The 21,647-nt window shown below is 65.8% G+C and carries 25 protein-coding genes; 17 read left to right on the top strand and 8 right to left on the bottom strand.

Translation table 11 applies throughout. The features are described from left to right. Window positions 1–8 precede the first annotated feature (8 nt). The gene (locus G6N51_RS14305) at window positions 9–452 is read left to right on the top strand and encodes a nuclear transport factor 2 family protein (RefSeq protein WP_083167179.1); all 444 of its coding nucleotides are present in this window, start codon (window positions 9–11) and stop codon (window positions 450–452) included. Here G6N51_RS14305 and G6N51_RS14300 read toward each other — a convergent pair. Genes G6N51_RS14300 through G6N51_RS14280 form a run of 5 tightly spaced genes read right to left on the bottom strand, consistent with a single transcriptional unit; the run spans window position 449 to window position 4,968 of the window. Beyond that, window positions 449–847, bottom strand: coding sequence for a nuclear transport factor 2 family protein (locus G6N51_RS14300; protein WP_232078389.1), 399 nt, complete (start codon window positions 845–847; stop codon window positions 449–451). The genes G6N51_RS14305 and G6N51_RS14300 overlap by 4 nt on opposite strands. Beyond that, on the bottom strand, window positions 844–1,239 hold the full coding sequence (locus G6N51_RS14295) for a Zn-ribbon domain-containing OB-fold protein (RefSeq protein WP_232078388.1): 396 nt from the start codon (window positions 1,237–1,239) through the stop codon (window positions 844–846). The genes G6N51_RS14300 and G6N51_RS14295 overlap by 4 nt, the downstream gene beginning before the upstream one ends. After that, window positions 1,236–2,402: an acetyl-CoA acetyltransferase gene (locus tag G6N51_RS14290; RefSeq protein WP_083167169.1), complete on the bottom strand. Its 1,167-nt coding sequence runs from the start codon at window positions 2,400–2,402 to the stop codon at window positions 1,236–1,238. Before G6N51_RS14290 ends, G6N51_RS14295 begins: the two co-directional genes overlap by 4 nt. Further along, window positions 2,399–3,898: a class I adenylate-forming enzyme family protein gene (locus tag G6N51_RS14285; RefSeq protein ID WP_083167165.1), complete on the bottom strand. Its 1,500-nt coding sequence runs from the start codon at window positions 3,896–3,898 to the stop codon at window positions 2,399–2,401. The genes G6N51_RS14290 and G6N51_RS14285 overlap by 4 nt, the downstream gene beginning before the upstream one ends. Beyond that, entirely contained in the window at window positions 3,895–4,968 is a 1,074-nt protein-coding gene (locus G6N51_RS14280) for an LLM class flavin-dependent oxidoreductase (protein ID WP_083167160.1), read from the bottom strand. The genes G6N51_RS14285 and G6N51_RS14280 overlap by 4 nt, the downstream gene beginning before the upstream one ends. A 102-nt stretch (window positions 4,969–5,070) precedes the next feature. On the opposite strand from G6N51_RS14280, the gene G6N51_RS14275 reads away from it, so the two are divergent. The 7 genes from G6N51_RS14275 to G6N51_RS14245 all read left to right on the top strand — a co-directional run bounded on the left by G6N51_RS14275 (window position 5,071) and on the right by G6N51_RS14245 (window position 11,528). Beyond that, window positions 5,071–5,898: a MaoC/PaaZ C-terminal domain-containing protein gene (locus G6N51_RS14275; RefSeq protein WP_083167155.1), complete on the top strand. Its 828-nt coding sequence runs from the start codon at window positions 5,071–5,073 to the stop codon at window positions 5,896–5,898. A 2-nt stretch (window positions 5,899–5,900) separates the two neighbouring features. Further along, the gene (locus G6N51_RS14270) at window positions 5,901–6,539 is read left to right on the top strand and encodes a TetR/AcrR family transcriptional regulator (protein WP_083167152.1); all 639 of its coding nucleotides are present in this window, start codon (window positions 5,901–5,903) and stop codon (window positions 6,537–6,539) included. After that, complete coding sequence (locus G6N51_RS14265) at window positions 6,520–7,278, top strand: SDR family NAD(P)-dependent oxidoreductase (RefSeq protein WP_306460830.1); 759 nt, start codon at window positions 6,520–6,522, stop codon at window positions 7,276–7,278. The genes G6N51_RS14270 and G6N51_RS14265 overlap by 20 nt, the downstream gene beginning before the upstream one ends. Window positions 7,279–7,348: 70 nt before the next feature. Continuing rightward, a complete protein-coding gene (locus G6N51_RS14260; protein ID WP_083167149.1) occupies window positions 7,349–8,116 on the top strand; it encodes an enoyl-CoA hydratase-related protein in 768 nt (255 codons plus the stop codon). A 6-nt stretch (window positions 8,117–8,122) separates the two neighbouring features. After that, window positions 8,123–9,763, top strand: a complete 1,641-nt coding sequence (locus G6N51_RS14255; protein ID WP_083167146.1) for a class I adenylate-forming enzyme family protein — start codon at window positions 8,123–8,125, stop codon at window positions 9,761–9,763. After that, entirely contained in the window at window positions 9,760–10,401 is a 642-nt protein-coding gene (locus G6N51_RS14250; RefSeq protein ID WP_083167143.1) for a nuclear transport factor 2 family protein, read from the top strand. Before G6N51_RS14255 ends, G6N51_RS14250 begins: the two co-directional genes overlap by 4 nt. Window positions 10,402–10,415: 14 nt before the next feature. Then, on the top strand, window positions 10,416–11,528 hold the full coding sequence (locus G6N51_RS14245; RefSeq protein WP_083167140.1) for an acyl-CoA dehydrogenase family protein: 1,113 nt from the start codon (window positions 10,416–10,418) through the stop codon (window positions 11,526–11,528). A gap of 5 nt (window positions 11,529–11,533) precedes the next feature. Here the strand turns inward: G6N51_RS14245 and G6N51_RS14240 are convergent, their stop codons facing one another. Next, window positions 11,534–12,343 (bottom strand): SDR family NAD(P)-dependent oxidoreductase, encoded by an 810-nt coding sequence (locus tag G6N51_RS14240; protein ID WP_083167137.1) that lies wholly within the window; start codon window positions 12,341–12,343, stop codon window positions 11,534–11,536. Window positions 12,344–12,498: 155 nt separating this feature from the next. On the opposite strand from G6N51_RS14240, the gene G6N51_RS14235 reads away from it, so the two are divergent. The 3 genes from G6N51_RS14235 to G6N51_RS14225 are packed head-to-tail and all read left to right on the top strand — an operon-like array spanning window position 12,499 to window position 15,278. Beyond that, a complete protein-coding gene (locus G6N51_RS14235) occupies window positions 12,499–13,110 on the top strand; it encodes a TetR/AcrR family transcriptional regulator (protein WP_083167134.1) in 612 nt (203 codons plus the stop codon). Window positions 13,111–13,168: 58 nt separating this feature from the next. After that, window positions 13,169–13,975 carry an SDR family oxidoreductase gene (locus G6N51_RS14230; RefSeq protein ID WP_232078384.1) on the top strand — a complete coding sequence of 269 codons (807 nt, stop codon included), beginning with the start codon at window positions 13,169–13,171 and terminating at the stop codon, window positions 13,973–13,975. A gap of 22 nt (window positions 13,976–13,997) precedes the next feature. After that, window positions 13,998–15,278 (top strand): DUF427 domain-containing protein, encoded by a 1,281-nt coding sequence (locus G6N51_RS14225; protein WP_083167129.1) that lies wholly within the window; start codon window positions 13,998–14,000, stop codon window positions 15,276–15,278. Between the two features lie 25 nt (window positions 15,279–15,303). Here the strand turns inward: G6N51_RS14225 and G6N51_RS14220 are convergent, their stop codons facing one another. Further along, window positions 15,304–15,915, bottom strand: a complete 612-nt coding sequence (locus G6N51_RS14220; protein ID WP_083167126.1) for a TetR/AcrR family transcriptional regulator — start codon at window positions 15,913–15,915, stop codon at window positions 15,304–15,306. Between the two features lie 225 nt (window positions 15,916–16,140). Between G6N51_RS14220 and G6N51_RS14215 the strand changes: the two genes are divergently transcribed. Genes G6N51_RS14215 through G6N51_RS14200 form a run of 4 tightly spaced genes read left to right on the top strand, consistent with a single transcriptional unit; the run spans window position 16,141 to window position 19,473 of the window. Further along, window positions 16,141–16,944: an SDR family NAD(P)-dependent oxidoreductase gene (locus G6N51_RS14215; protein WP_264053520.1), complete on the top strand. Its 804-nt coding sequence runs from the start codon at window positions 16,141–16,143 to the stop codon at window positions 16,942–16,944. Between the two features lie 15 nt (window positions 16,945–16,959). Then, window positions 16,960–17,385 carry a Zn-ribbon domain-containing OB-fold protein gene (locus G6N51_RS14210; protein WP_083167121.1) on the top strand — a complete coding sequence of 142 codons (426 nt, stop codon included), beginning with the start codon at window positions 16,960–16,962 and terminating at the stop codon, window positions 17,383–17,385. Continuing rightward, window positions 17,385–18,560, top strand: coding sequence for a thiolase family protein (locus G6N51_RS14205; RefSeq protein ID WP_083167116.1), 1,176 nt, complete (start codon window positions 17,385–17,387; stop codon window positions 18,558–18,560). Before G6N51_RS14210 ends, G6N51_RS14205 begins: the two co-directional genes overlap by 1 nt. A 46-nt stretch (window positions 18,561–18,606) precedes the next feature. Continuing rightward, window positions 18,607–19,473, top strand: a complete 867-nt coding sequence (locus G6N51_RS14200) for an NAD(P)-dependent oxidoreductase (RefSeq protein WP_083167112.1) — start codon at window positions 18,607–18,609, stop codon at window positions 19,471–19,473. A gap of 201 nt (window positions 19,474–19,674) precedes the next feature. Here the strand turns inward: G6N51_RS14200 and G6N51_RS14195 are convergent, their stop codons facing one another. Then, window positions 19,675–20,229 (bottom strand): TetR/AcrR family transcriptional regulator, encoded by a 555-nt coding sequence (locus G6N51_RS14195; RefSeq protein ID WP_232078381.1) that lies wholly within the window; start codon window positions 20,227–20,229, stop codon window positions 19,675–19,677. 240 nt (window positions 20,230–20,469) lie between these two features. Between G6N51_RS14195 and G6N51_RS14190 the strand changes: the two genes are divergently transcribed. Next, complete coding sequence (locus G6N51_RS14190; protein WP_083167103.1) at window positions 20,470–21,324, top strand: SDR family oxidoreductase; 855 nt, start codon at window positions 20,470–20,472, stop codon at window positions 21,322–21,324. Further along, window positions 21,321–21,647, top strand: a complete 327-nt coding sequence (locus G6N51_RS14185; RefSeq protein ID WP_083167099.1) for a hypothetical protein — start codon at window positions 21,321–21,323, stop codon at window positions 21,645–21,647. The genes G6N51_RS14190 and G6N51_RS14185 overlap by 4 nt, the downstream gene beginning before the upstream one ends.

Below are 21,647 nucleotides of genomic sequence, written 5' to 3'. Positions count from 1 at the left end.
GGAAGCAGATGGATCTCTCGCAAGCAGTTCCCCAGGCGGAGCTTGAGGCGTTGTCCCGCCGGTATGCGGCGGCGGTCGATCGCCGAGACCGCGACGCGCTTTTGGCGGTGTTCGCGCCCGACGCGTCCATGCTCGTCGAAAGGCCGGGGCGCGAACCGGGCACGATGACCGGTCACGACGAGATCCAACAGATCATTCGCATCGTCTCGCGCTGGCCGCGCACGGCTCACCTCGTCGCCCAAGCCCTCTATGTCGTCGAGGAGGAGTCGGCGGTCGGCGAAATCTACTGCACCGCCAATCACTTTCGCGGCGGCGAGCCGAGCGGCCACAACCACGTCATGCACATCCGCTATCTGGACAAGTATTCGCTCGACGGTGAGGGTCGGTGGCTGATCGCGCACCGCAGGGTCGTCGTCGACGCGACCGAAGAACGGCGCGCGTCGATCGGCTAAGGCGTGCGGGTCGACTCGAGCTGTTGAGCGAGCAGCATCCGATCGAAATAACACCGTTCCAGGACCAGATCGGGCCCGCGGAAGCCGAAGAGGTTGATGCTGAGCATGTCGACCGGTGTACCGGGTGCCGTCGTTCGGGTTTCCACGATCAACCAGTTGTCGCCGTGATAGAGCGCCTCGGCGGAGTACTGCAGCATGGGCAGATCCGCCCACTGCCGCAACAGCATCGCGCGGACCGCCTCGTCGCCATCGAAAACCATTCCCGTAGGGATGATCTCGTAGCGAGGATGCGTGAAGGTGGCCATCGCCGCCTCCAGGTCTCGCGCATTCTCGGCCGCGACGTGGCGGAGCACGAGCTCTTCGCGGACGCGCCGCAGCGCGGTCTCGTGACTCACTTCGGTTCGAAGACAGCGAGGTTGCGGCCGTCCTCGAGCGGCATCCACGCCAGCCTGACGCGGTCACCGACCGCGGGAGGGGGACCGAAGACGTTGGACATCATGCGGACACCTTCGTCCAGATCGACGAGCACCACCGAATAAGGCACCTTGTCGGCGAGGGCGGGCAGCGCGGCGCGGTGGTGCACGCTGACCGCGTAAACGACGCCGCCGCCGCTCAACTTCTCCCACACCAGCGATGACCCGCCGCAGTGCGGGCAGATGAACCGTGGATACCAGACGAGCCGCGCGCACGATTCGCATCGTTGGACCCTCAGCTCGCGACGCCGGGTCGCATCCCAGAAGGGCGCGGACGCCGGGCTGGGCTGCGGGACAGGCAGCGCATCGGTCACAGGGCAGCCTCCGTTCCGAGAATCACCGTGGAGGTGGCCGAGAGCACCCCGCCGGTGCCATGTGCGACAGCCGTTCTCGCTTCCGGGACCTGGCGTTCGCCGCATTCGCCGCGCAACTGCCGCGTGGCCTCGACGAGGAGGAAGGCCCCGAACGCCCCGGGGTGCGTGTAGGCAAGGCCGCCGCCGGACGTCTGACCGGGCAGCGTGCCCCCGGGCCCCAACGCACCGTCCGCGACGAACGGACCGCCCTCGCCCTTGCCGCAGAAGCCCAGGTCTTCGAGCGCCAGCAGCACGGTGATGGTGAACGAGTCGTAGAGCTCGACCACGTCGATGTCGGAAGGGGTTAGCCCCGCGGTGCGGAAGGCGGCCGGCCCCGAGCGGGCGCCCGGCGTGATGGTGAGGTCGGGCATTTGGGAGATCATCGCGTGCGAGGCCGCCGACGCCGCCCCCAGGACGACGGCGGGCGGCTTGGCCAGGTCTCGCGCGCGCTCGGCGCTTGTGACCACCAGCGCCGCGGCGCCGTCGGTGACCAGACAGCACTCGAGCTTGTGCAGCGGTCCGGCGAGGAAGCCCGAGTTCAGGACGTCCTGCACGCTGATCGCCTCGCGCAGGTGAGCCCGCTCGTTCAGCGCGGCCCACCGCCGGGTGTCGACGGCGATCTGTGCCAGCTGTTCGGGCGTCGTCCCGTACGTCGCCATGTGCCGGTTGGCGGCCAGGGCGTAGGCGCTGATCGGGAGCATCACGCCGAACGGCGTCTCCCATTCCAGCCGCTCGGGGGTGGCGAAAACTCCGAGGCCTTTTTCACCGCGCTTGCGCGCGGCGCGCGGCGTCGAGGCGTAGACGATCACCACCGTTTCCGCCTCGCCGGCCGCGATCGCTGCGGCGGCGTGCTCGACATACAACCCGTAGCTGGCGCCGCCGGTCTGCGTCGCGTCGGTGAAGCGCGGCGCTATCCCCAGGTACTCGGCAAGTTCCACCGAATGCATGAGCGTTCCGCCGGTGCAGGTGCACAGCCCGTCGACGTCGCGCAGCGACAAACCCGCGTCGGCCAGGGCGGCGGTGATCACCCGAGCCTCGAGCTCGCGCAGTGGAACATCGATCACCCCGCTCGCCGAAACCTCGTCGGCGACACCGACAATGGCGGCCACACCTCGGGTCGTCAACTTGCTGTCCCTTCGAAGAGTTCGCGCAGCGCGGGTTGGCTGACCTTGAGCGACGGCGTGCGGGGCAACTCCTCGACCACGATCACCCGGGCGGGGACGTAGTAACGGCTCACCCGTTCACGCAAGTAGGCGAGCAGGTCCTCCGGCGTGGCGCGCGCGCCGTCGGTCAACTCGACCGCCGCGACCGGCACCTGGCCTAGCCGTTCGTCGGGCAGGCCGGTCACGCCGGCATCGCGCACCGCCGGATGGCCGCGGAGCACGCGGACGAGATCGGCCGGATTGACCTTGAAACCGCCGCGAATGATGACGTCATCAGTGCGCCCGTCGACGAACACAAACCCGTCTGCGTCGACCCGGCCGAGGTCGGTGGTCCGCACCCATTCCCCGCCGGTGGTGCGAACCTCGATGCGGCCCTGCTCGCCGGGTGGCACTTCAGTGTCGTCCTCGACGGACATGACGCGGATCTCCCGGCCGCGCTGCGGGCGCCCCACGCTCCCACGTTTGGCGGTCGCCCACTGCCGGTGTAAGGCGAGGTTCCAGCCGGCCACGCCGCCGGCGAATTCCGTTGCGCCGTAGGACGGCAGCACCGCGACGCCGTAGCGACACTCGAACCTCGTCTGTACGTCGACCGGCAGATGTGCGGTGCCCGAGGTCACCACCTCGACGCTCGAGAAGGCCTCCGGATCCACCCCGGCGTCGAGCACCATCGCCATCGCCGACGGCACGAGGCTCACGGCTTTCGGTCGGTGCCGAATTAGCAAGTCCACGAAGTCGGGAACGCGGAATCGCTCCAGGAGCGCGATCTTTCTTCCCTCGCAGATGTTGAGCAGGGTGCGGAACAGCCCGGACATGTGCACCAGCGGCGACGAGACGATGGCGACGCCCGAACGCAGTCTCGGTTCCGAGTCATGCCCGGCGCCATCACCGTAGTGTGCGCTCGCCGCCGCGACGGTGTGCTCAAAGGAGCTGTAGGACAGCGGTATTCGCTTGGGCGGACCGGTCGTGCCGCTCGTCAGCATTTCGACTGCCACGCCGTCACGGGGCGGGCGGAACGGGCCCGGTCCGCAATGTTCCAGCCCCTCCACAACGGTCGCGCCGGCCGGGTCGCTCGATACGCGAACACCCAGGGCCCCGACGGCGGCGTCGGTGACTCCGGGGCGCTCCCAGTCGGTCTGCAAGGCCACCACCGCGGGCAATCGCAGCTCGTCAATGTCCGCACAGAGCCCGGCGTCGCCCTGTGACGGGTTGATCGTGACCACGCAACCACCGGCCAGCAACACGCCGAGCAGGGCCTCGACCATCGCGGGATGATTGCGCAGCACCAGGCCGACGGGGGATCCCTGACCCAAACCAGCTGTTCCCAAACAATGTTGAACGTCCGCGGCAATGTCCGACAATTCCTGCCAACCCACCCACCGGCCCTCATACTCGATCGCGGGCGCCCGCGGGTCGAGGGCGAGGACCACGCGGATGCGGTCGGCGAGTTGCTGGCTCAAGCCGCGGCTGCCGCGAGCTCGGTCGCCGCAGGGATCACCTCTTGGGCGAACAACTTCATCGACTCGTATACCTTCGTGCGGTCCATGGCGCCGCCGCGCGACATGCGCAAAATGATGTTGCGCCAGCCCATGTCGATGACGGTGTGCATCTTCTCGACGATGCGGTCCGGGTCACCCATCAGCGTCAGGTGCGAATTCAGCACCTGTTCGTAGCTCTGCTTGTCGTGTTTGTCGAACCAGTCCGAGTAGGCCTTGTAGTCGGCCGGTATCTCCCCGCCGCGCTCGAACGGGCTCGAATACTTGCGATGAGTCTGAATGGAGAGCTCGACGCTCTCTCGCGGGTAGCTGCGGGCGAACGCGTCGTCCTGGTGGCAAAAGGCGTTGAGCAGCGCCCACACGTGGCCGGTGGCGGCCTCGAGTCCTCGTTCGGATTGCACCTTCAGGTAGATGTCCAGCGCTCCCTGCAGATCCGGGTCCACCTGGTAGGGGTTGCCGATGATCGCCCCGAAGCCCTTCTCGGCGAGCCATTCGAAGCTGGACGGCGTCTTCATCACGGTGCCCCACACCGGGATCGGCTGCTGCGCCGGCCGCGGGTAGATCGTGACGTCCTCGAGATGGAAGTACTTGCCGTGGAAGCTGACGTTCTCTTCGGTCAGGAGGCGGCTGACGATCTCGACGCACTCCTGGTATCGGCCGGTGGCTTCCTCCATCGAGATGCCGAAGCCCTTGAACTCGTGCGCCTGATAGCCGCGCCCGAAGCCGGCGTCGAAGCGCCCGCCGGACAGGACGTCGACCAAGGCGATCCGTTCGGCCAGCTGAGTCGGCTCGTGGAAGGGCGCCACCATGCAGGCGGTACCGATACGGATGCGTTCGGTCTGCGCGGCGATGGCGGTCGCCACTTGGGGCAGGTCCGGGAGCATGCCGTACGGGGAGAAGTGGTGTTCGGCCAGCCAGATCTCGTCGTAGCCGAGCTCCTCCGCCCAGCGCGCCTCCTCGAGCACGTTGGCCAGCACCTCCCGCTCGCTGAGGTGGTTGGGCTTGTCGCCGAGGATGAACACGCCGAACTTCATGTCGGTCCCTCCCGCTGTTCGCTTCGGTAAAAGTAGTTGCACTGACTGCCACAATAATGCACGATTGAACACATATCGTCAATCCGTTCAGTAGGGGGTGTCGTGGTCCTTTCCGACTCTGCGATCGGAACCGCTTTGCCGCCGAGCACCTTCCGCTGGGGAGAGACCGACGTCATCCTCTACGCGTTGGGCGTAGGCGCCCGCCCGCCATCCGAGCTGAGGCTTCTCAACGAGGCTTGCGGTCCCGATGTGCTGCCGACGTTCGCCTTGGTGGCCAACTGGTGGGCCGTCAAGGACCTGCGTAGCGCGCTCGACCTGGGGACTTATGCGATCGTGCACTCCGCGCAATCGCTAGAGCTGCACCGGCCGATCGGCGCCGCCGGGGAACTGTCGGTGCAGGCCGAGGTGTCGGCCGTGTGGGACAAGGGCAAACACGCCGCCGTGGAGTTGACCAGCCGCGGCGCCGACCCGGACGGGACCGTGTTCGTCGCCAGGTCCCAAACCATGGTTCTCGGTGCGGGGGGATTCGGCGGCGACCGTGGACCCGCTGCCGAACCGGACCCCGACGGCCCGCCGGATGCGATATTCGACGACGTCGTCCGGCCCGAGCAGGCCGCGCTCTACCGGCTCTCGGGTGACCGCAACCAGCTGCACATCGACCCGGAGGCGGCCCGGAAGTACGGCTTCGACGACGTCTTCCTGCATGGGCTGTGCACGCTAGGGTTCGCCGCGCGGGCGATGATCGACCGCATCGGCGACGGGGATCCCCGGTCGCTGACATCCTTGGGCTGCCGGTTCTCCAAGCAGGTAAAGCTCGATGCGCCGCTGCGGACGGAGATCTGGCGAGCCGAGGGTTCGGTGCGTTTCCGGACGCTGCAGGGTGACGCCGTCGCCCTGAGCTCCGGAACCGCCACGCTGGCAGGGGTATGAGCATGGACCAACGACGGGCCCGCGGGTTGCGCAACCGACAGGCGCTCCTCCACGCGGCGATCGAGCTGTTCACCACTCAGGGCTATGAGGGGACCACCGTCGACCAGATTTCGGCGGCAGCCGGGGTCGCGCCGCGCACGTTCTTCCGTCACTTCGCCACCAAGGAAGACATCCTGTTCGACGGCTACGCCGAGCGGCTGCAGGAGGCGATCCGCCGCTTCCGCGCCACGCGCTCCGACTCCCTGTGGGACGCACTCGCCGAGACATCGATGGCGGTGGCGCAGGCGATCGTCGATCAGCCTGACATGTTCTTGGTCCGCGCGCGGATGTATCACAGCCTGTCCGCGCTGCGCGCGACCATGCTGCGGATCAACGAGGACTGGATCGATCAGCTCACCGCCGAGGTGGCGCGCTGGCTGGGCAGCGACACCGAACCGGACTTGCGGCCCCGGCTGGCCGCCACGCTGATCAACGCCGCCAACCGCGCAGCGATCGATTCGTGGGTGGCGGCCGGTGGTCGGGGTGACTTGGGACAACTGATGGCCGAATCCGTGGAGTTGGTGCGGCCCTCGATCGCCGCGATCGAGCGCACCGGCGCGGCGTCCGGACCCAGGCGGGGAGGTGGGAAGCGTGTCGGGTGACTCCCCTCCCCTCGCGGTCGTCACCGGGGGAGCGCGAGGCATCGGAGAATCGATTGTGGCCGAGCTCATTCGCGGTGGATACCGGGTGGCCGCGATCGACGTGAACGCGAAGGCCATTGCGCGCGCGCAGGATTCGGATGACGCAAGATCGGGATTGCTCGTCCCGATGAACGTATCGATCACCGACCGTCAGGCGGTCGAGGACGCGCTGAGCGGACTGGAAGGCCGGTACGGGCCCGTTCGAGCCTTGGTCAACAACGCGGGAATGACGCTGCCCGGCACGTTTCTCGAGCAGACGGACGAGGACTGGGACCGCATCGTCGACGTCAATCTCAAGGGCACCTTCGTGATGGCGCAGGTCGCCGCGCGGCAGATGGTCGCCCACGGCGGCGGCGCCATCGTGAACGTCAGCTCGGTGTCGGCCCACGGGGTGCGCACCGGGCCGCCCGCCTATGCGGCCGCCAAGGCCGGTGTTGAAGGGCTGAGCCGGCTGATGGCCGTTCAGCTCGGTCTGCACGCCATACGGGTCAACACCGTCGTTGTTGGAACCACCGCGACACCGTGGCTGTTGTCCCGCAAGACGGAGGACGAGCTGGCGCAAATGCGCCGGACAACGTTGACCGGAAACATCGGTGAGCCGGACGACGTGGCCGGCGTGGTGGCGTTTCTGTGCTCACCCGCGGCCAAACACGTCACCGGCCAGCTGATTTCGGTGTCGGGTGGGCAGTGGATGCCATGACCTCGACGCGGAACGACAAGACATATGTTGATGTAGTGTTTAGTGCTACGAATCGATGCCAGGGGATGTCGTGGAACTGAAGAGAATCCTGTTCGACGTCAGCGAGCAGGTCGCCACCATCACGATCAACCGACCGGAGCGGCTCAACGCCACCGACGACCTGACCCGCACCGAACTCGGCATCGCGTGGGCACGGGTGCGGGAGGACCCGAACATCCGGGTCGCCATCATCACCGGAGCCGGCGACCGGGCGTTCTCCGCGGGCCAGGACATCCGGGCAACGGCCGAGGGTGGCATCCGCAACAAGGTTCCCGGCTCGCGGCTGCACCACAACGTGTGGAAGCCGGTAATCTGCGCCCTCAACGGAATGGTCGTCGGCGGCGGCCTGCATCAGGTCGCCGATGCCGACCTCATCATCGCGGCCGAGCACGCCGAGCTCATCGACACGCATCTGGCCGTGGGCAACGTGTTCGCGCTCGAGCCCGCCGTGCTGCTGCGCAGAATGCCGCTGTCGATGGTGATGCAGCTCGGCCTGATGACCAAGCAGGGCCGGATCAGCGCGCAGCGGGGCTACGAGATCGGCCTGATCAACGAGGTCGTGCCCGCGGACCGGCTGCAACAGCGGGCGCGCGAAATCGCCAAGGACATCGCGAAACTCTCGCCGGCGACGGTCCAGGCGTCGATCAAGGCGATGTGGAGCAGTCTCGATGTCGGGTTACGTGCGGCCAACGACGTCGCGTATCGCTATGTGCTGCAACACCAGCTGACCCACCCCGACTACCGGGAAGGGATGCTCGCGTTCGCGGAAAAGCGGGAACCGCGGTGGGTAGTGGAATGACGCGCGATGAGTGAGGCGCCACGGACTTTCGCCTACGAACCGATGCCGTACGCACCGGTCGTCCCGGCGATGCTGGTCGACCTGGTAGCCGCTTACGGAGACAACGACTTCGTCATTTCCACGGCGGGCGGGGGGACGATCGAGCGAATCACCTATGCGCAGGCCGCTGCTCGGTCCGCCGAGATGGCGCGGCGGTTGCTTGCGGCGGGCGTCATCAAAGGCGTTCGGGTCGGAATCCTGGCGCCGAACGGACCCGATTTTGCAGTCGCTTTCCTGGCTGCCACGCGAATCGGCGCCGTGGCGGTGCCGATCAACACCTTCTTTCAGCCGCCGGAGTTGAGCTGGCTGCTGCGCGACGCCGACATCCACACCCTGCTGTCGGTCGACTCGCTGCTCGGCAAGGACATGCTCGCTCGTGTCGGAAATGCTACAGGCGAGTTACCGCCCCCGGGCGCACCGCTCGGCCTCGAACGGCTGCCCCAGTTGCGCAACATCTTTGGGCTTGGCGACAGCGAGCGGACCTGGCCCAGTGCATGGCCGGAGCCGGCGCCCGAAACGTTTCTGCGTGCGTGCGAATCGACGGTCCGCCCGTCCGACGACCTGGTCGTCATCTACACATCGGGAAGCACCTCGGACCCGAAAGGCATCATCCACACGCACGGCACCGTGATTACTCACTCCCGCTTCGTCGCCACGCAGCACGAGTGGAAGCCCGACGACCGGGTCTACATCCCGATGGTGTTCTTCTGGGTCGCTGGGCTGGTCTTCGGTCTGCTCGGGCCGATGCAGACCGGCGCCACCATTCTCACCGAGCACAAGTTCGACGCCGGCGACGTGCTGCGCCTACTCGAAACCGAGCGCGCCACTTACGCAACGGGGTTCCCCCACGTCGGCCGGGCACTGGCGAATCATCCCGACTTCACCTCCGCCGATCTGTCAAGTCTGCGCGGGGGATACCACCAGGTGCTGCTACCGCCGGAACTGCGCGCGGCCGATCCGTCACTGCTGGTGACGCAGTTGGGGATGACCGAAACGTGCAGTTCCCACACCTGGTGGCCACCACACGAACCGGTGCCCGAAAGCAAGCGCGGTTCACTCGGGGTTGCCGCACCCGGCTACGAGCACAAGGTCGTCGACGAGTGTGGTGCGGAGGTGCCCAACGGCACCATCGGGGAAATCTGCGTGCGGGGAGTCGCGATGATGCGCGGCATGATCGGACGGCAGCACAGCGATCTGTTCGACGCCGACGGCTGGTACCACACGAAAGACGCCGGATACCTGGACGACGAGGGCTTCCTGTTCTTCACCGGACGCACCGACGACATGATCAAATCCTCGGGCGCCAACGTCGCACCGGTGGAGGTCGAGGCGGTGATCGGCGGCGTCGACGGCGTGCGGATCGCCTATGTCGTCGGCGTTCCGGACGCGGACAAGGGTGCGCTCGTCTGCGCCGTGGTTGTGCTCAACCAGGGGCGGTGCGCCTCACAGGATGAACTCGCGGCGGCATGCCGCAGGGAACTCGCCGCCTACAAGGTCCCAAAGCGGTGGGTGATTCTCCCCGACGCCGATCGGCTGCCGTACACCACTACGAACAAGATCGACAAGCCACGGTTGGTGCAGCTTGTCACCTCGGGGGAGCTGGCATGACTGGGTTGGAGGCGCGGATCGCCCGCCTGGAGGCCATCGAGGAAATCCGTCAGCTGGCGGCACGGTACGCGGTGGCGTTGGATATGCGTGACTTCAATTCCCTGGCAAATCTGTTCGTCGACGACATCGGGGTGCCGGGCAAGCGCCGCGGTCGCGACGCGTTGCGCCAATGGTACGACGCCGAGGTTCGTCCGACGCTGCTGGGCAGCGCGCACGGTGTCCTGGGCCATGTCATCGACGTCCACGACACCGACACCGCGAGCGGTCTTGTCTACTCGCGCAACGACTTGGAAACCGAGGGCGCCTGGTTCATCGAGATGCTGGCCTATCTGGACCGTTACGAACGGCGCGACGGCCATTGGTATTTCGCGCGCCGCATCCCGCTGTTCTGGTACCGAAGCGACATCACCGACCCGCCGGTCGGTCCGCGAAAGGTGCGCTGGCCCGGCAGCCCGAACCAGGACGGCTCGTTCCACCACGCGTTCCCCTCGTGGGAGGCATTCTGGGCCGCCGACCCCGGGCGCTTCGACGCGCCGGTCCCGGCCCCGGCCGCCGTCGGCGATTGGCTGCGCGCCCTGCGCCAGGGCGCTGAAGCACCGCGGGTGAGCCCGACCGGTCGCGCGCCCGCGGAGTCGTGATGTCTGGTTGTGCAATGGGTTTCGGATTCACCGATGAGCAGAATGAGTTGCGCCGCGTCGTGCGCTCTTTTCTCGAAAGCAAGGCCGACGAGGCACGCGTGCGCGGCCACATGGAAAACCCGGTGGGCTACGACCCGTCGCTGTGGGCGCAAATGTCCGACGAACTGGGCCTGGTGGGGCTCGCCATCCCCGAAGAATTCGGCGGTCAGGGGTACACGTTCGTCGAACTCGGCATCGTCACCGAGGAATTGGGGCGGGCCCTGGCTCCGTCGCCATACTTCGCGTCGGCGGTACTGGCGTCGAGCGCGCTGCTTGAGTCGGGTGACTATGCCACCCAACAACGATACCTGCCGGGCATCGCGTCCGGAGCGACCATCGCCAGCCTGGCGGTCACCGAGGAGTCGGGCCGCTGGGAAGCCGGGGCGATCCACACGCGGGCGCGAGAAACGGCACACGGCTGGGTGGTGGACGGAGCCAAAACCTATGTCCTCGATGGCTGCAGCGCCGATGTGCTGTTTGTGGCCGCCCAGGCCGACTCCGGATTGTCGTTGTTCGCCGTCGACCGGTTCGACAGCGTCGCCCGACGCGCGCTGTCCGGCCTGGACCAGACTCGAAAACAGGCCCGCATCGAATTCACCGCAACGCCGGCCTCGCTCGTCGGTCGTTTGGGTGGCGCGGAGGAACTGTTGCGGTCGACCCTCGCGCTTGGTTGCGCCGCGCTGGCCGCCGAACAGGTCGGCGGCGCGCAACGCTGCCTCGAGATGGCGGTCGCTTACGCGAAGGCCCGCAGGCAGTTCGGCAAGCCCATCGGATCTTTCCAGGCCATCCGCCACAAGTGCGCCGATGTACTGCTCGACATCGAATGTGCCCGCGGCGCGGCCTATTACGCGGTGCGGGCCGCGGCGCAACGCTCGCCCGAATTGCCGGCGGTGGCGTCATTGGCCAAGGCGTGCAGTTCCGAGGCGTACGCCCGGGCCGCTGCCGCGAACATCCAGATTCACGGTGGGATCGGATTCACCTGGGAGCACCCGGCCCATCTGTACTTCAAGCGGGCTCAATCGTCAGGGCACCTGCTGGGCGACGCGTCCTATCACCGGGGACTCCTCGCGGACGAGATCGGCCTCTGAGGGGGTCAGAAGTCCGTGCCCCCGTCGATGTTGACGGCCGCGCCGGTCATGAAAGCTGCCCTGTCGCTGAGCAGGAAGGCGATCAGCTCACCCGCTTCTTCGGGACGCCCGCCGCGGCGGAGGGCAACCCGCATGTTCCAGTCCGGGTTGCTCGCGAGGTGCGTATAGATCGCGTCCTCCAGCGCCACCCCGTACTCCGCTGCCCGTCGGGCGCGGATGAAATCGTTAACCTCGGTGTCGAACAGCCCCGGGCATACGGTGTTGACCCTGATGCCCTCGGGGCCATGTGTTTTCGCCAGGATCTTTGACAAGGTCAACACCGCCGCCTTGAGCGCGTTGTATGGCGGAATCAGGATCTTCGGCGCCCGAACGGAATACGCGGCCGTCGTGACGATGGTTCCACCGCCATTGCGTTGCAGGTGCGGGATGACCGCGCGGCAGGAGCGCACGGTTCCCATCAAAATCAACTGGTAATACCAGTCCCACGACTCGTCGCCGTGTTCGAGGAACGGTCCCTGTTGATTCATCGGTCCCGCGGTGACGGCCAGGCCGCGCAGCGGCCCCAGGCTCGCGGCCGCCTCGTCGACAGCGCGATCCACCCCGTCGCCCGGGGCGGCCGCGTCGACGGCGATTCCGACCGCCCGCACTCCGTAGTCTGCGGTCAATTGCTCGGCCCGCGCTCGAGCACGCGCTCCGTTACGAGCCAGCAGCGCCACGTTGGCACCGTCGGCCGCGAGCTGCCGCGCGGCGGCGAACCCGATACCGGTCGTCCCGCCGACGAGAACAAAATTGCGTCCCCCCAGGCCAAGCTCCACGCGCTGCCCTCGTTTCTGGCGTCACCGCCGACGACAGCCATACTAGACAGCGGTACGCTGTGTGTCGCAATGACCACTATCTGGGCCCAGTTCAGTGGCGAATTGGCCCATGGATGGAACACAACGGCGAAATTTGTCGCGTAGCATAGAGCGACATGTCGACGAAACCCGCCCCTGCCGATCTCGAATCGGACGGGGAATTCGATCGCAGGGACCAGATCCTCGAGGCGGCGAACGAATGCTTCACCCAGCTCGGCATCCAGCGCACCAGCGTGCAGGACGTCGCGCGAAAAGCCAACGTGTCGCGGGGCACGGTGTACCGGTACTTCGAAGACCGCAACGTGCTCATCGACGCCGCGATCGAATTCGGTGCGCAGCGGTTTTATCGGGAGGTCGCTTCCGCCATGGCCAAGAAGAACACGCTGGCTGAGCAGGTCGGCGCGATGGCGGAAACGCACGCCAGAATCCTGCTCGACCATCGCACACGGAACCGTTTGATGGCCGACGATGCCGAGCTGATGCGGCACCTGATCTCCGACGGTGACACCGCGGTCCGGCGATCCACGCAGTTTCTCGAACCCTACGTGCGGGCCGCGCGCGAGCGCGGCGAGGTGGGCACCGGCGTCGACGTGAGTGCGGCCAGCGAATGGCTGGCCCGCATCATCTGGTCGTTCTCGACCGTCAACGAGGCCCAGACGTTCGACATGTCCAAGCCGGACACTGTCCGGCGCTACGTGGAAACGTTCGCCATCAACGGGCTTCGCTGAAGGACCAAGCGGCGTCGCTCAACTAAACAATAGATGTACTATTGTTCTCCGATGTCGGATGGCTTTCGACACTGGATTCTCGATCGGTGGTCAGCGCATGGGCGAACGGACATTGGCCGGCAAGCGGGTCGTGGTGGTGGGCGCATCAGCCGGGATCGGGCGGGCATTCGCCGTCCGTGCCGGCAAGGAGGGCGCCGACCTGCTCATCGCGGCGCGCCGACGAGACCGTCTCGACGAGGTCGCCGCCGATGCCGGCTGCGGCGCGGCCATCAGCGCGGATGTGCGTAACGCTGACGATTGCGCGCGGCTCGCCGATATGGCCCGAGAGAGCCTTGGCGAAATCGACCTGCTCTTCATCTCGGTGGGATACGCGCCGTTGCGAATGTTCGCCGACACTTCCGTCGACGATTGGACGGACGTGATGCAGACCAATGTCGTCGGTGTGCATCAGGTCATCAAGTGCTGCCTGCCGGTGCTCGCTCCCGCCGCGATCGTCAGCGCCCTGTCCTCCGAAACCGTCGGCCAGCCGCGGACCGCGCTGGGCGCCTATTCCTCCAGCAAGGCCGCGCTATCAGAAAGCCTGAATGCCTGGCGCACTGAGCATCCCGACTTTCGCTACTGCTGTGTCACCGTGGGCGGCACCGTTCCGACGGAGTTCACCGCGGCGTTCGAACCCGGGCTGCTCGGTGTGGTCGTGCAGGATTGGGTGGCGCGCGGCCTCTTGCAAGAGACATTGATGTCGCCCGCCGACGTCGCCGACATGCTGGCGGGAACATTCGCCAGCGCTTTGAATTTTCCCGCCGTAGGCCTCGAGCAGCTCGTAATTCGTCCACCGTCGTCGCCGCGTCGCGCGGTGACGGTATGAGGCCGGCGACGAGAGGGTAGTGATGTCAACGCAAGTCGAGTCGGCGTGGCCCGATTACCCCGACTACCGCATCGAGGCGACCCCGTGTCCATACCGGGGCCAGGTGTGGTTCGGTGACGTGCTCGTTGCCCAGAGCGACCGGTGCCTCGTGGTGACCGAGACCGACCACGAGGACCGCTTGTACTTTCCCGAGTCCGACGTGCGGTGGGAGTTGTTCCGCCCGTCGGATCACAGCACCGTCTGCCCTTTCAAGGGCCGGGCGAGTTACTGGAGCCTTGACGGGGCGGATTCCGGTGTCGAGAACGTCGTGTGGGCCTACCGCACCCCGTTGCCAGAGGTCGCAGCGATTGCGGGACACGTCTGTTTCTACGACGACGCGCTGCGTGTGGTCGTCGTCGAAGACTGGCCGGACGGCTCAAAGATTCCTGCGACGTTCCCGCTATGGGGAGACGCCGACGAGCTGTGCAGAATCATCGACGTGCAGCAGGTATCCGAAAGCGGGTTCATCGGGCCAGCGCACGGGCCGACGCGTCGCAATGTCGTCGAGGGTGGCCAGCTGCTCGGCGAAGCGATCGTGGCGGCGTCGAAAGCGCTTCCCGGGCAACGAATCACGTCGGCATCGATGATCTTCGCCAAAGCGGCCTCCTTCGACGCGCCCGTAGATCTATCCGTCGACGTGCTACGGCGGGGCAGATCGTTTTCGACGGCCGAAATTCGCATCAGTCAGCGGGGCGTATTCCGCAGCGCGGGCTTGGTGCTTGCGGACTCGGGAGCCGGCGACGTCATGCGGGACGCCGAGCCCATGCCGGACGTTCCGGGACCCGAGTCGGCGGTGTCGTTTCCGGGCTTCGGGATGACGGGACGCGAGATCCGGGTGGTCGATGGTGCTTACGATCCGGATCCCGACCGGGTGGGCCCGCCGATCATCAACGTGTGGGTGCGATTCCGCGATGCGCCGCCGACCCCCTATCTGCGGACTGCGTTGCTGGCCCAGTCGACGACGCATTGGACTATCGCCGCAGGTATGTTGCCGCATTTGGGTTTGGGCGAAGCCCGCGCGCATGCCACCTTGTCGACCGGAATCATGAAAGCCACCATCGCGTTTCACGACGACGTCGATGTTGCGGACTGGCTGCTGTACACCAACCACGCCTTCTGGTCGGGACGGGGGCTTGTGCAGGGCGACGGCCGGGTCTTCGCCCGAGATGGACGGCTCGCCGCGTCGTACACGATCCAGGCGATGGTGCGTGAGTTCGCGACCGAGCCCGCGGCGATGGGCCGCGACAGCCGCACGGCTATGTGATGGGCAGGTGAAATTCGCGACCGCGTCAGCGCAGGCCGTTGATCGCGAATTTCTCGACGTAGCGGCGGACCGTGGCCGGCTTGGTCATATCGAAGGTCAGACCTTGATTGACAGTCGAAAAGGAATAGATGATTCTCGCCAGCCATTCGCTACCGGCGGTCACGTCGACTCCGGCGCCGACCTCGCCGCGTTTCTGGGCGTCGCGCACGTAGGGTTCGAGGAACTTTGTGGTGCGGCGGACTGCGGCATCGCCGTCGGCGACCATGTGGCGCATCAGCTCGGCGTCATCGGCCATCAGCCGGTTGCGAGTCCGATGGTCCAGAAGGATCTTCGCATGGGTTTCGGCCATCGCGCCCAGTTGTTCTGCCAGCGTTGACTTCTTGGCCATCGCCGCGGCGACTTCACGGTAGAAGCCTTGTGCGCCATGCTCGATGGCCGCTTCGATCAGGACATCGCGATCGACGAAGTACCGATAGATGGTGCCCCGGGAGACCTTGGCCATGCGCGCCACGTCCTGCACACTGGTGCGGTGGATGCCTAACTGAGCGAAGCATTCATTTGCGGCGTCGAGTATCTGGTCGCGGCGTTCGGTCTCGGCGCCGACCTCCGCCTCGTTGGTGACCGGATCAGTCAACATCACACTCCTACGCGCCAACGGCAGTGATCCCGATTGTTCATGCTACGCGACGTGCGGCGTTGCGTCCGGGAGCCGCACCGGCCCTGCGAGGACGGCTACGCCCTTGGGGCGCGGGTCTTCCTCGCACGAGGAGGGTCGTGGCGGGTGCACTAGGCACCGCCGCGACGATCTGCAATCATTGGATAATTGAACGCTTGATGTTCCATTGTTACACCGCAGCAAGGAGTGCTCTTGTCTCGTCTGGAGGACAGATACGCCCTGGTTACCGGCGGGGCCCAGGGTTTGGGAGGGGCCATTGCCGACGAGTTGGCCAGCCTGGGCGCCCACGTCACAATCGTCGACCTGAACGGGGAGAAGGGCCTTGAGCGCGTCGAGCGCATTCGTGGCAATCGCGGGCAAGCCTCCTTCATCAGGGCCAATGTGGCCCACCGCGACGCGATTCAAGCGGCCGTGCACGAGGTGGCGGAAACCGGGAACGGCCGGATCGACATCTTGGTGAACGCGGCCCAGTTCTTCGCGATGCCGAAGGCGCTCGAACTGGTCAGCGACAAGGATTGGGAACTCTCAGAGGCCACCGGGCCCAAGGCGACCTTCCGGTTCATGCAGCTCTGTTTTCCGTTCCTCCGCGAGTCGGGGCGGGCGTCGGTGATCAACTTCGTGTCGGGCTCCGCCCTCGCCGGCATCGCGTACACCGCTCCCTACTCGGCGGCCAAGGGCGCGGTGGCGGCGCTGACCAAGGTCGCCGCCAACGAGTGGGCTCGCCACGGCATCCGAGTCAATGCGGTCTGCCCGTTCGCCCTTACCGAGGCCCAGGAAAAACTGATCGGGACCGAATGGGACAACTACACTCGAACCGCCGCCGCCTCGCCGATGAAACGGGGCGCCAGCCCGGTGGAGATCGCGCCCGCAGTCGCCTTCTTGGCAGGGGATGACGCGGCGTTCGTGACCGGCACGGTGCTGCACATCGATGGTGGCATGACCGAGTTATCGACGGTGGACTACTCGCAATCACCGGGAGTGTTCGGCTAGCAGTCGAATTCACCCATGAACCACATGCCAGACCCTCACCGGCCGGTTCCGGCGCTGACCGCTCTGAATCGACCCTTCTGGACCGCTGGCGCCGACGGCGTGCTGCGCATGCAACGCTGCACCTGCTGTGGGCGGCTGTGTCACCCGCCTGCGTTGCTGTGTCCTGTTGACCACGCGACCACCGAGTATGTCCACCTCAGCGGCCGCGGATTCGTCGAATCCTGGACGGTGAACCGCCATCAATGGTTCCCGGGGTTCACGCCGCCCTACCTGATCGCATTCGTCAACCCGGTCGAGGACAAGCGGGCGCGCCTGCTGACCAACCTGGTGAACGTCCACCCCGACGAAGTCACTCCGAACATGCCCGTCCGGGTCACGTTCGATCGATGCGTGGACGGTGACGACGAGGTGTTCATCCCGTCGTTCGAGCCGGAGCGCTGATGAATAATGCGGTGACCGGGCGGGCCATCATCAGCGGCATCGGCCAGTCGGCGATCGGCCGCCGGCTGGGGCGGGACCCGCTGGAGCTCACCGCCGAAGCGTGTCTTGCCGCGGTTGCCGACGCCGGCCTGTCGTTGGCCGACATCGACGGACTCACAACCTATCCCGGGTCGTCGCAACCCGGCGTCGGGTTCTCCGGGGCGTCGCTGCGGGATATCCACGACGCGCTGGGAATCAACCCGAACTGGGTCGCCGGGGGAGTGGAATCCCCGGGGCAGCTGGGCGCCGTGGTGGACGCAATGCTCGCGGTGGCCGGGGGGCTTGCCAACCACGTCCTGTGTTGGCGCAGCATCTGGGAGGGCACCGCTCAGGGCGCCGGCCGGCGCAAGGGCTATGGGTCCGGCGGCGGACGTCCCACCGGAATGCTGGGGTGGCAGATGCCTTTTGGTGTGACAGCGGCCAACCTGGCGGCGCTCCAAATCCGCGCGCGGATGCTGCGATACGGCCTGACCCGGGAGCAGCTCGCGTCGATCGCGATCGCGCAGCGGGCCCACGCCGCGCGCAACCCCGCGGCGATCTATCGCGAGCCACTCGACCTGGACGCGTATCTGAGCGCGCGGATGGTTTCCGACCCGCTGTGCATGTTCGACTGTGACATCGCCTGCGACGGGGCCACCGCGTTCGTCGTCTCGCGCGCCGAGCACGTCGCAGGGTTGGACCATCCGGGGGTGGCCGTAGAGGCCCTCGACTGCGCCCACCACGACCGGTTTACCTGGGAGGGAGGCGAAGACATCACCCGCATCAGTTCACGCTGGTCCACCATTTGGGAGCGCACCGATTTCACGATCGACGATGTGGACGTGGCTTCGTTGTACGACGGTTTCAGTGTCTTTGTGCTCTGCTGGCTGGAGGACTTCGGTTTCTGCCCGGTCGGCGAATCCGGCGGGTGGGTCGCTGACCCGGCTCGCATTTCGCTGGGCGGCCAATTACCCATCAACACTGCCGGAGGGCAATTATCCGGAGGACGACTGCACGGCTTCGGGCATCTTCATGAAGCATGCCTGCAGATCCGCGGCGAAGCCGGCGCGCGACAGATCGACGGGGCGGGTCTGGCCGCGGTCGGCGTCGGAGCGGCAAACAGCGGCACCACCGCGATGTTGTTGCGGCGGGCGTGAGCATGCCGTCGTGCACAATGATCACGCGACTCCGAGGAGGATATCCATGGCGGAAGATCCGAAGTTGGGCTTCATCGGGCTGGGAAATCTGGGCGCGCCGATGGCCAGGCGATTGGTCGACTGGCCCGGTGGCTTGATCGTCTTCGACGTCCGGCTTGACGCCACAACGTCATTCGCCGATGCCGGAGTGCAGGTGGCCGACACCGTGGATGACGTAGCAGCCGCCGACATCATCAGTGTGATGGTGCTCAACGACGAGCAAGTGCGCGACGTGGTGGCGCGGCTCGGCCCGCGGGCCAAGCGCGGTACCGTCATCGCGATCCACTCGACGATCGACCACCGGACCGCGGTCAACCTGGCCGCCGAGCTGGAGCCGAATGGGATTCACGTCATCGATGCACCGGTCAGCGGCGGCGTCGAAGCGGTCAAGACGGGCGACTTGGCTGTCATGGTGGGCGCCGAACGCGAGGTCTACCAGCGCGTCAAGCCGGCGTTCAAGCAGTGGGCATCCATGGTGGTCCACGCTGGAGAACCCGGCGCGGGGACCCGGATGAAGCTGGCGCGCAACATGCTGACCTTCACGTCATTCGCGGCGGCCTGCGAAGCGATGAAGCTCGCCGAGTCGGCAGGTCTTGACGTGCAAGCGTTCAGCCGGGTCGTGCGCCACACCGACGCACACAGCGGTGGCACCGGCGCAATGATGTTCCGCGACGACATGAGCAAGCCGCTCGCCCCAGACCACTTCCTCTACCAACCCTTCCTGCACACCCGCGACTTGGGAGAAAAGGACCTCAGCCTGGCGCTGGGGCTCGGCGGGGAAGTGGGAGCGGACCTGCCGCTCGCGAAGATCGCTCTGCAGAATCTTGCCGAAGGGCTGGGCGTGCCGCACACGACTGCGACCGAATCTCATTGACAGGGATCCCCCGACCGAAACTTGGTCAAGCGCGCGCTTAAGCGTCGCACCCCGATCCGATACCGTTGCGCCTGTCTGGGCCATCAACGTCGGCCGCAGCGGGTGATAGCTGGAGATCAGGAATTCGTTCCGAACGGCCCGGCGCGGGACTGGCCGTAGCCTCCATGTCTGTCCCGTCCCGAGTCACTGAAAGTGATCGGGTCAGCGCGTCGAGAGGCCACTCATCAATGTGTCTATCAGGCCGTCGTAACGTCCGATCGTCTCGCCAACCGTCGTTGTGACGCTGAGCATGCGATATAGCGTGGCTCCAATCAATGCGTCAGCGGCAGCTTCGATGTCGGCATCGGCGCGAATTTGACCCCACGCGATTCCGGTTTGCAACCGCTGCATCACCGCGTCGTGGAAGCGGCCAGTGAGTTGTTGGTACAAGGTGTCGCGGTCTTGAAGGTTCTCAGCCGCGGCAGCGGCAAGAGCGCGGACGAGTGCGATGTTCTCTGGGGCGGCACTGAGCGCGGCAGATTCGTGCATCCAAGTCCTCAAATCTTCGACCATGTCTCCCGTATCAGGAAGCGTGAAGTCGGCTTGCGCATACGCCTGCATTACCGCTTCGGCCACCAAAGGAGCTTTCGACGGCCACCGTCTATAAACCGTTTGCGTTCCCACTCCGGCATTGGCGGCAACCTTGTCCATTGACACCCCGCCGTACCCCACGTCCACCAGCAGGCTGCGGGTGGCGTCAAGGATCGCCTCATGCACAGCCCCGCTACGCGGTCGCCCTCGGCGGTTTTGGCTCACGTCACGACCCTAAAGCAAATCTAAAGCCCCTGAGTCGTCTGTCTGGGCGGGGCACGTTGCCTGTGTACATCGGCGGCGCAACGTGCCATGATTTACGAGAAAAATAATCTCGTAATAGCGGCCGCCCGTTCCAACAGCCGGATTAGAGCGGGTGACGAGTCCGTCCGAACTGGGACTTCGCGTCGAGCGGAAAGGTAGCGAATGCGCGAATTGTCTGTCATCACCGGAGCTGCGGGTGGCATCGGACTCGCCGCAGCGAAGATCGTCGGACGCGACCACTCGGTCGTCATCAGCGATGTCAGTGAAGCCCGTCTCGACGCGGCGGCGACGGAATTGCGGGAACTCGGTGTCGAGTGCAAGCCCGTCGTGGTTGACGTCACCGACCATGACTCTGTCGCCGAGTTGGTCTGCGAATCACAGGCATTCGGTACCGTTGCCTCGGTCATCCACACCGCAGGGGTGAGTCCCAGCATGGGTTCAGCCGAGCAGATCATCCGGATCAATGCGCTGGGCACGGTCAACGTGAACGAAGCTTTCTACCGACTTGTGGAGGAAGGCTTTGCGATCGTCAACGTTGCGTCGATGGCGGCGCACACCTTTCCGCGAGTGTTAGTACCTAAGGGGCGTTTCAAGTACGCGCTGCGCAACCAGGACGTCTTCGTGAAGAAGATGACATCGGCGTGCAACGTCGTGCCTACCAAGATGCGGCCAGGGTTCGCATATTCGATCAGCAAGAACTTCGTAACGTGGTACTGCTCCTCACAGGCGGCCAGGTTCGGCGAGCGCGGCGGAAGAATTGTCTCGGTATCTCCGGGCACCATCGACACACCCATGGGGAGGTTGGAGGAACGAGCCGGCTCGGGAGCGATGTTGAATTATGCCGCGTTGAAGCGGTTCGGCAGACCCGAGGAAGTCGCAGAACTTTTGGCATTCTGCGCGGACACGAAGGCCAGCTATATGACTGGCGTCGATATCGCCTGCGACGGCGGCGTTCTCGCGGCGTTCACGATGAGAGACATGATCGCCGTGGCTCGCAACACCCGGCAACATCAATGACCGACACAATGACTCGTCGTTCGGAAAGGGGCCGCGAACAGTGCGTCGCTGTCATCGTTGCCGTGATCGGTGTTGCGCATTTCTTCGTTCCACGGTTCTTCGACCCCATCAACCGCCTCGGCTTTGCCGAACACGCGCGCATGTTCACCTACATCAACGGTGCCATCGAAACGACGATCGGGGTCATGATGGCGAATCCTCGAATGAGTCGGCAGTTGACCATCGTATCTGCGTGTTACGTCATTCATTTGACGACCAACATCGTCCGCAATCAGGTTCGAATTCGGCGCGGAGGCAGTCAGGGGAGCGGGTGGCTCGGGTAA

This window comes from Mycobacterium paraseoulense, from assembly GCF_010731655.1.
In the GTDB taxonomy this organism is placed as follows: domain Bacteria; phylum Actinomycetota; class Actinomycetes; order Mycobacteriales; family Mycobacteriaceae; genus Mycobacterium; species Mycobacterium paraseoulense.
Note: the sequence above shows the minus strand (reverse complement) of the source record. Positions and strands in the feature narration are given on the sequence as shown.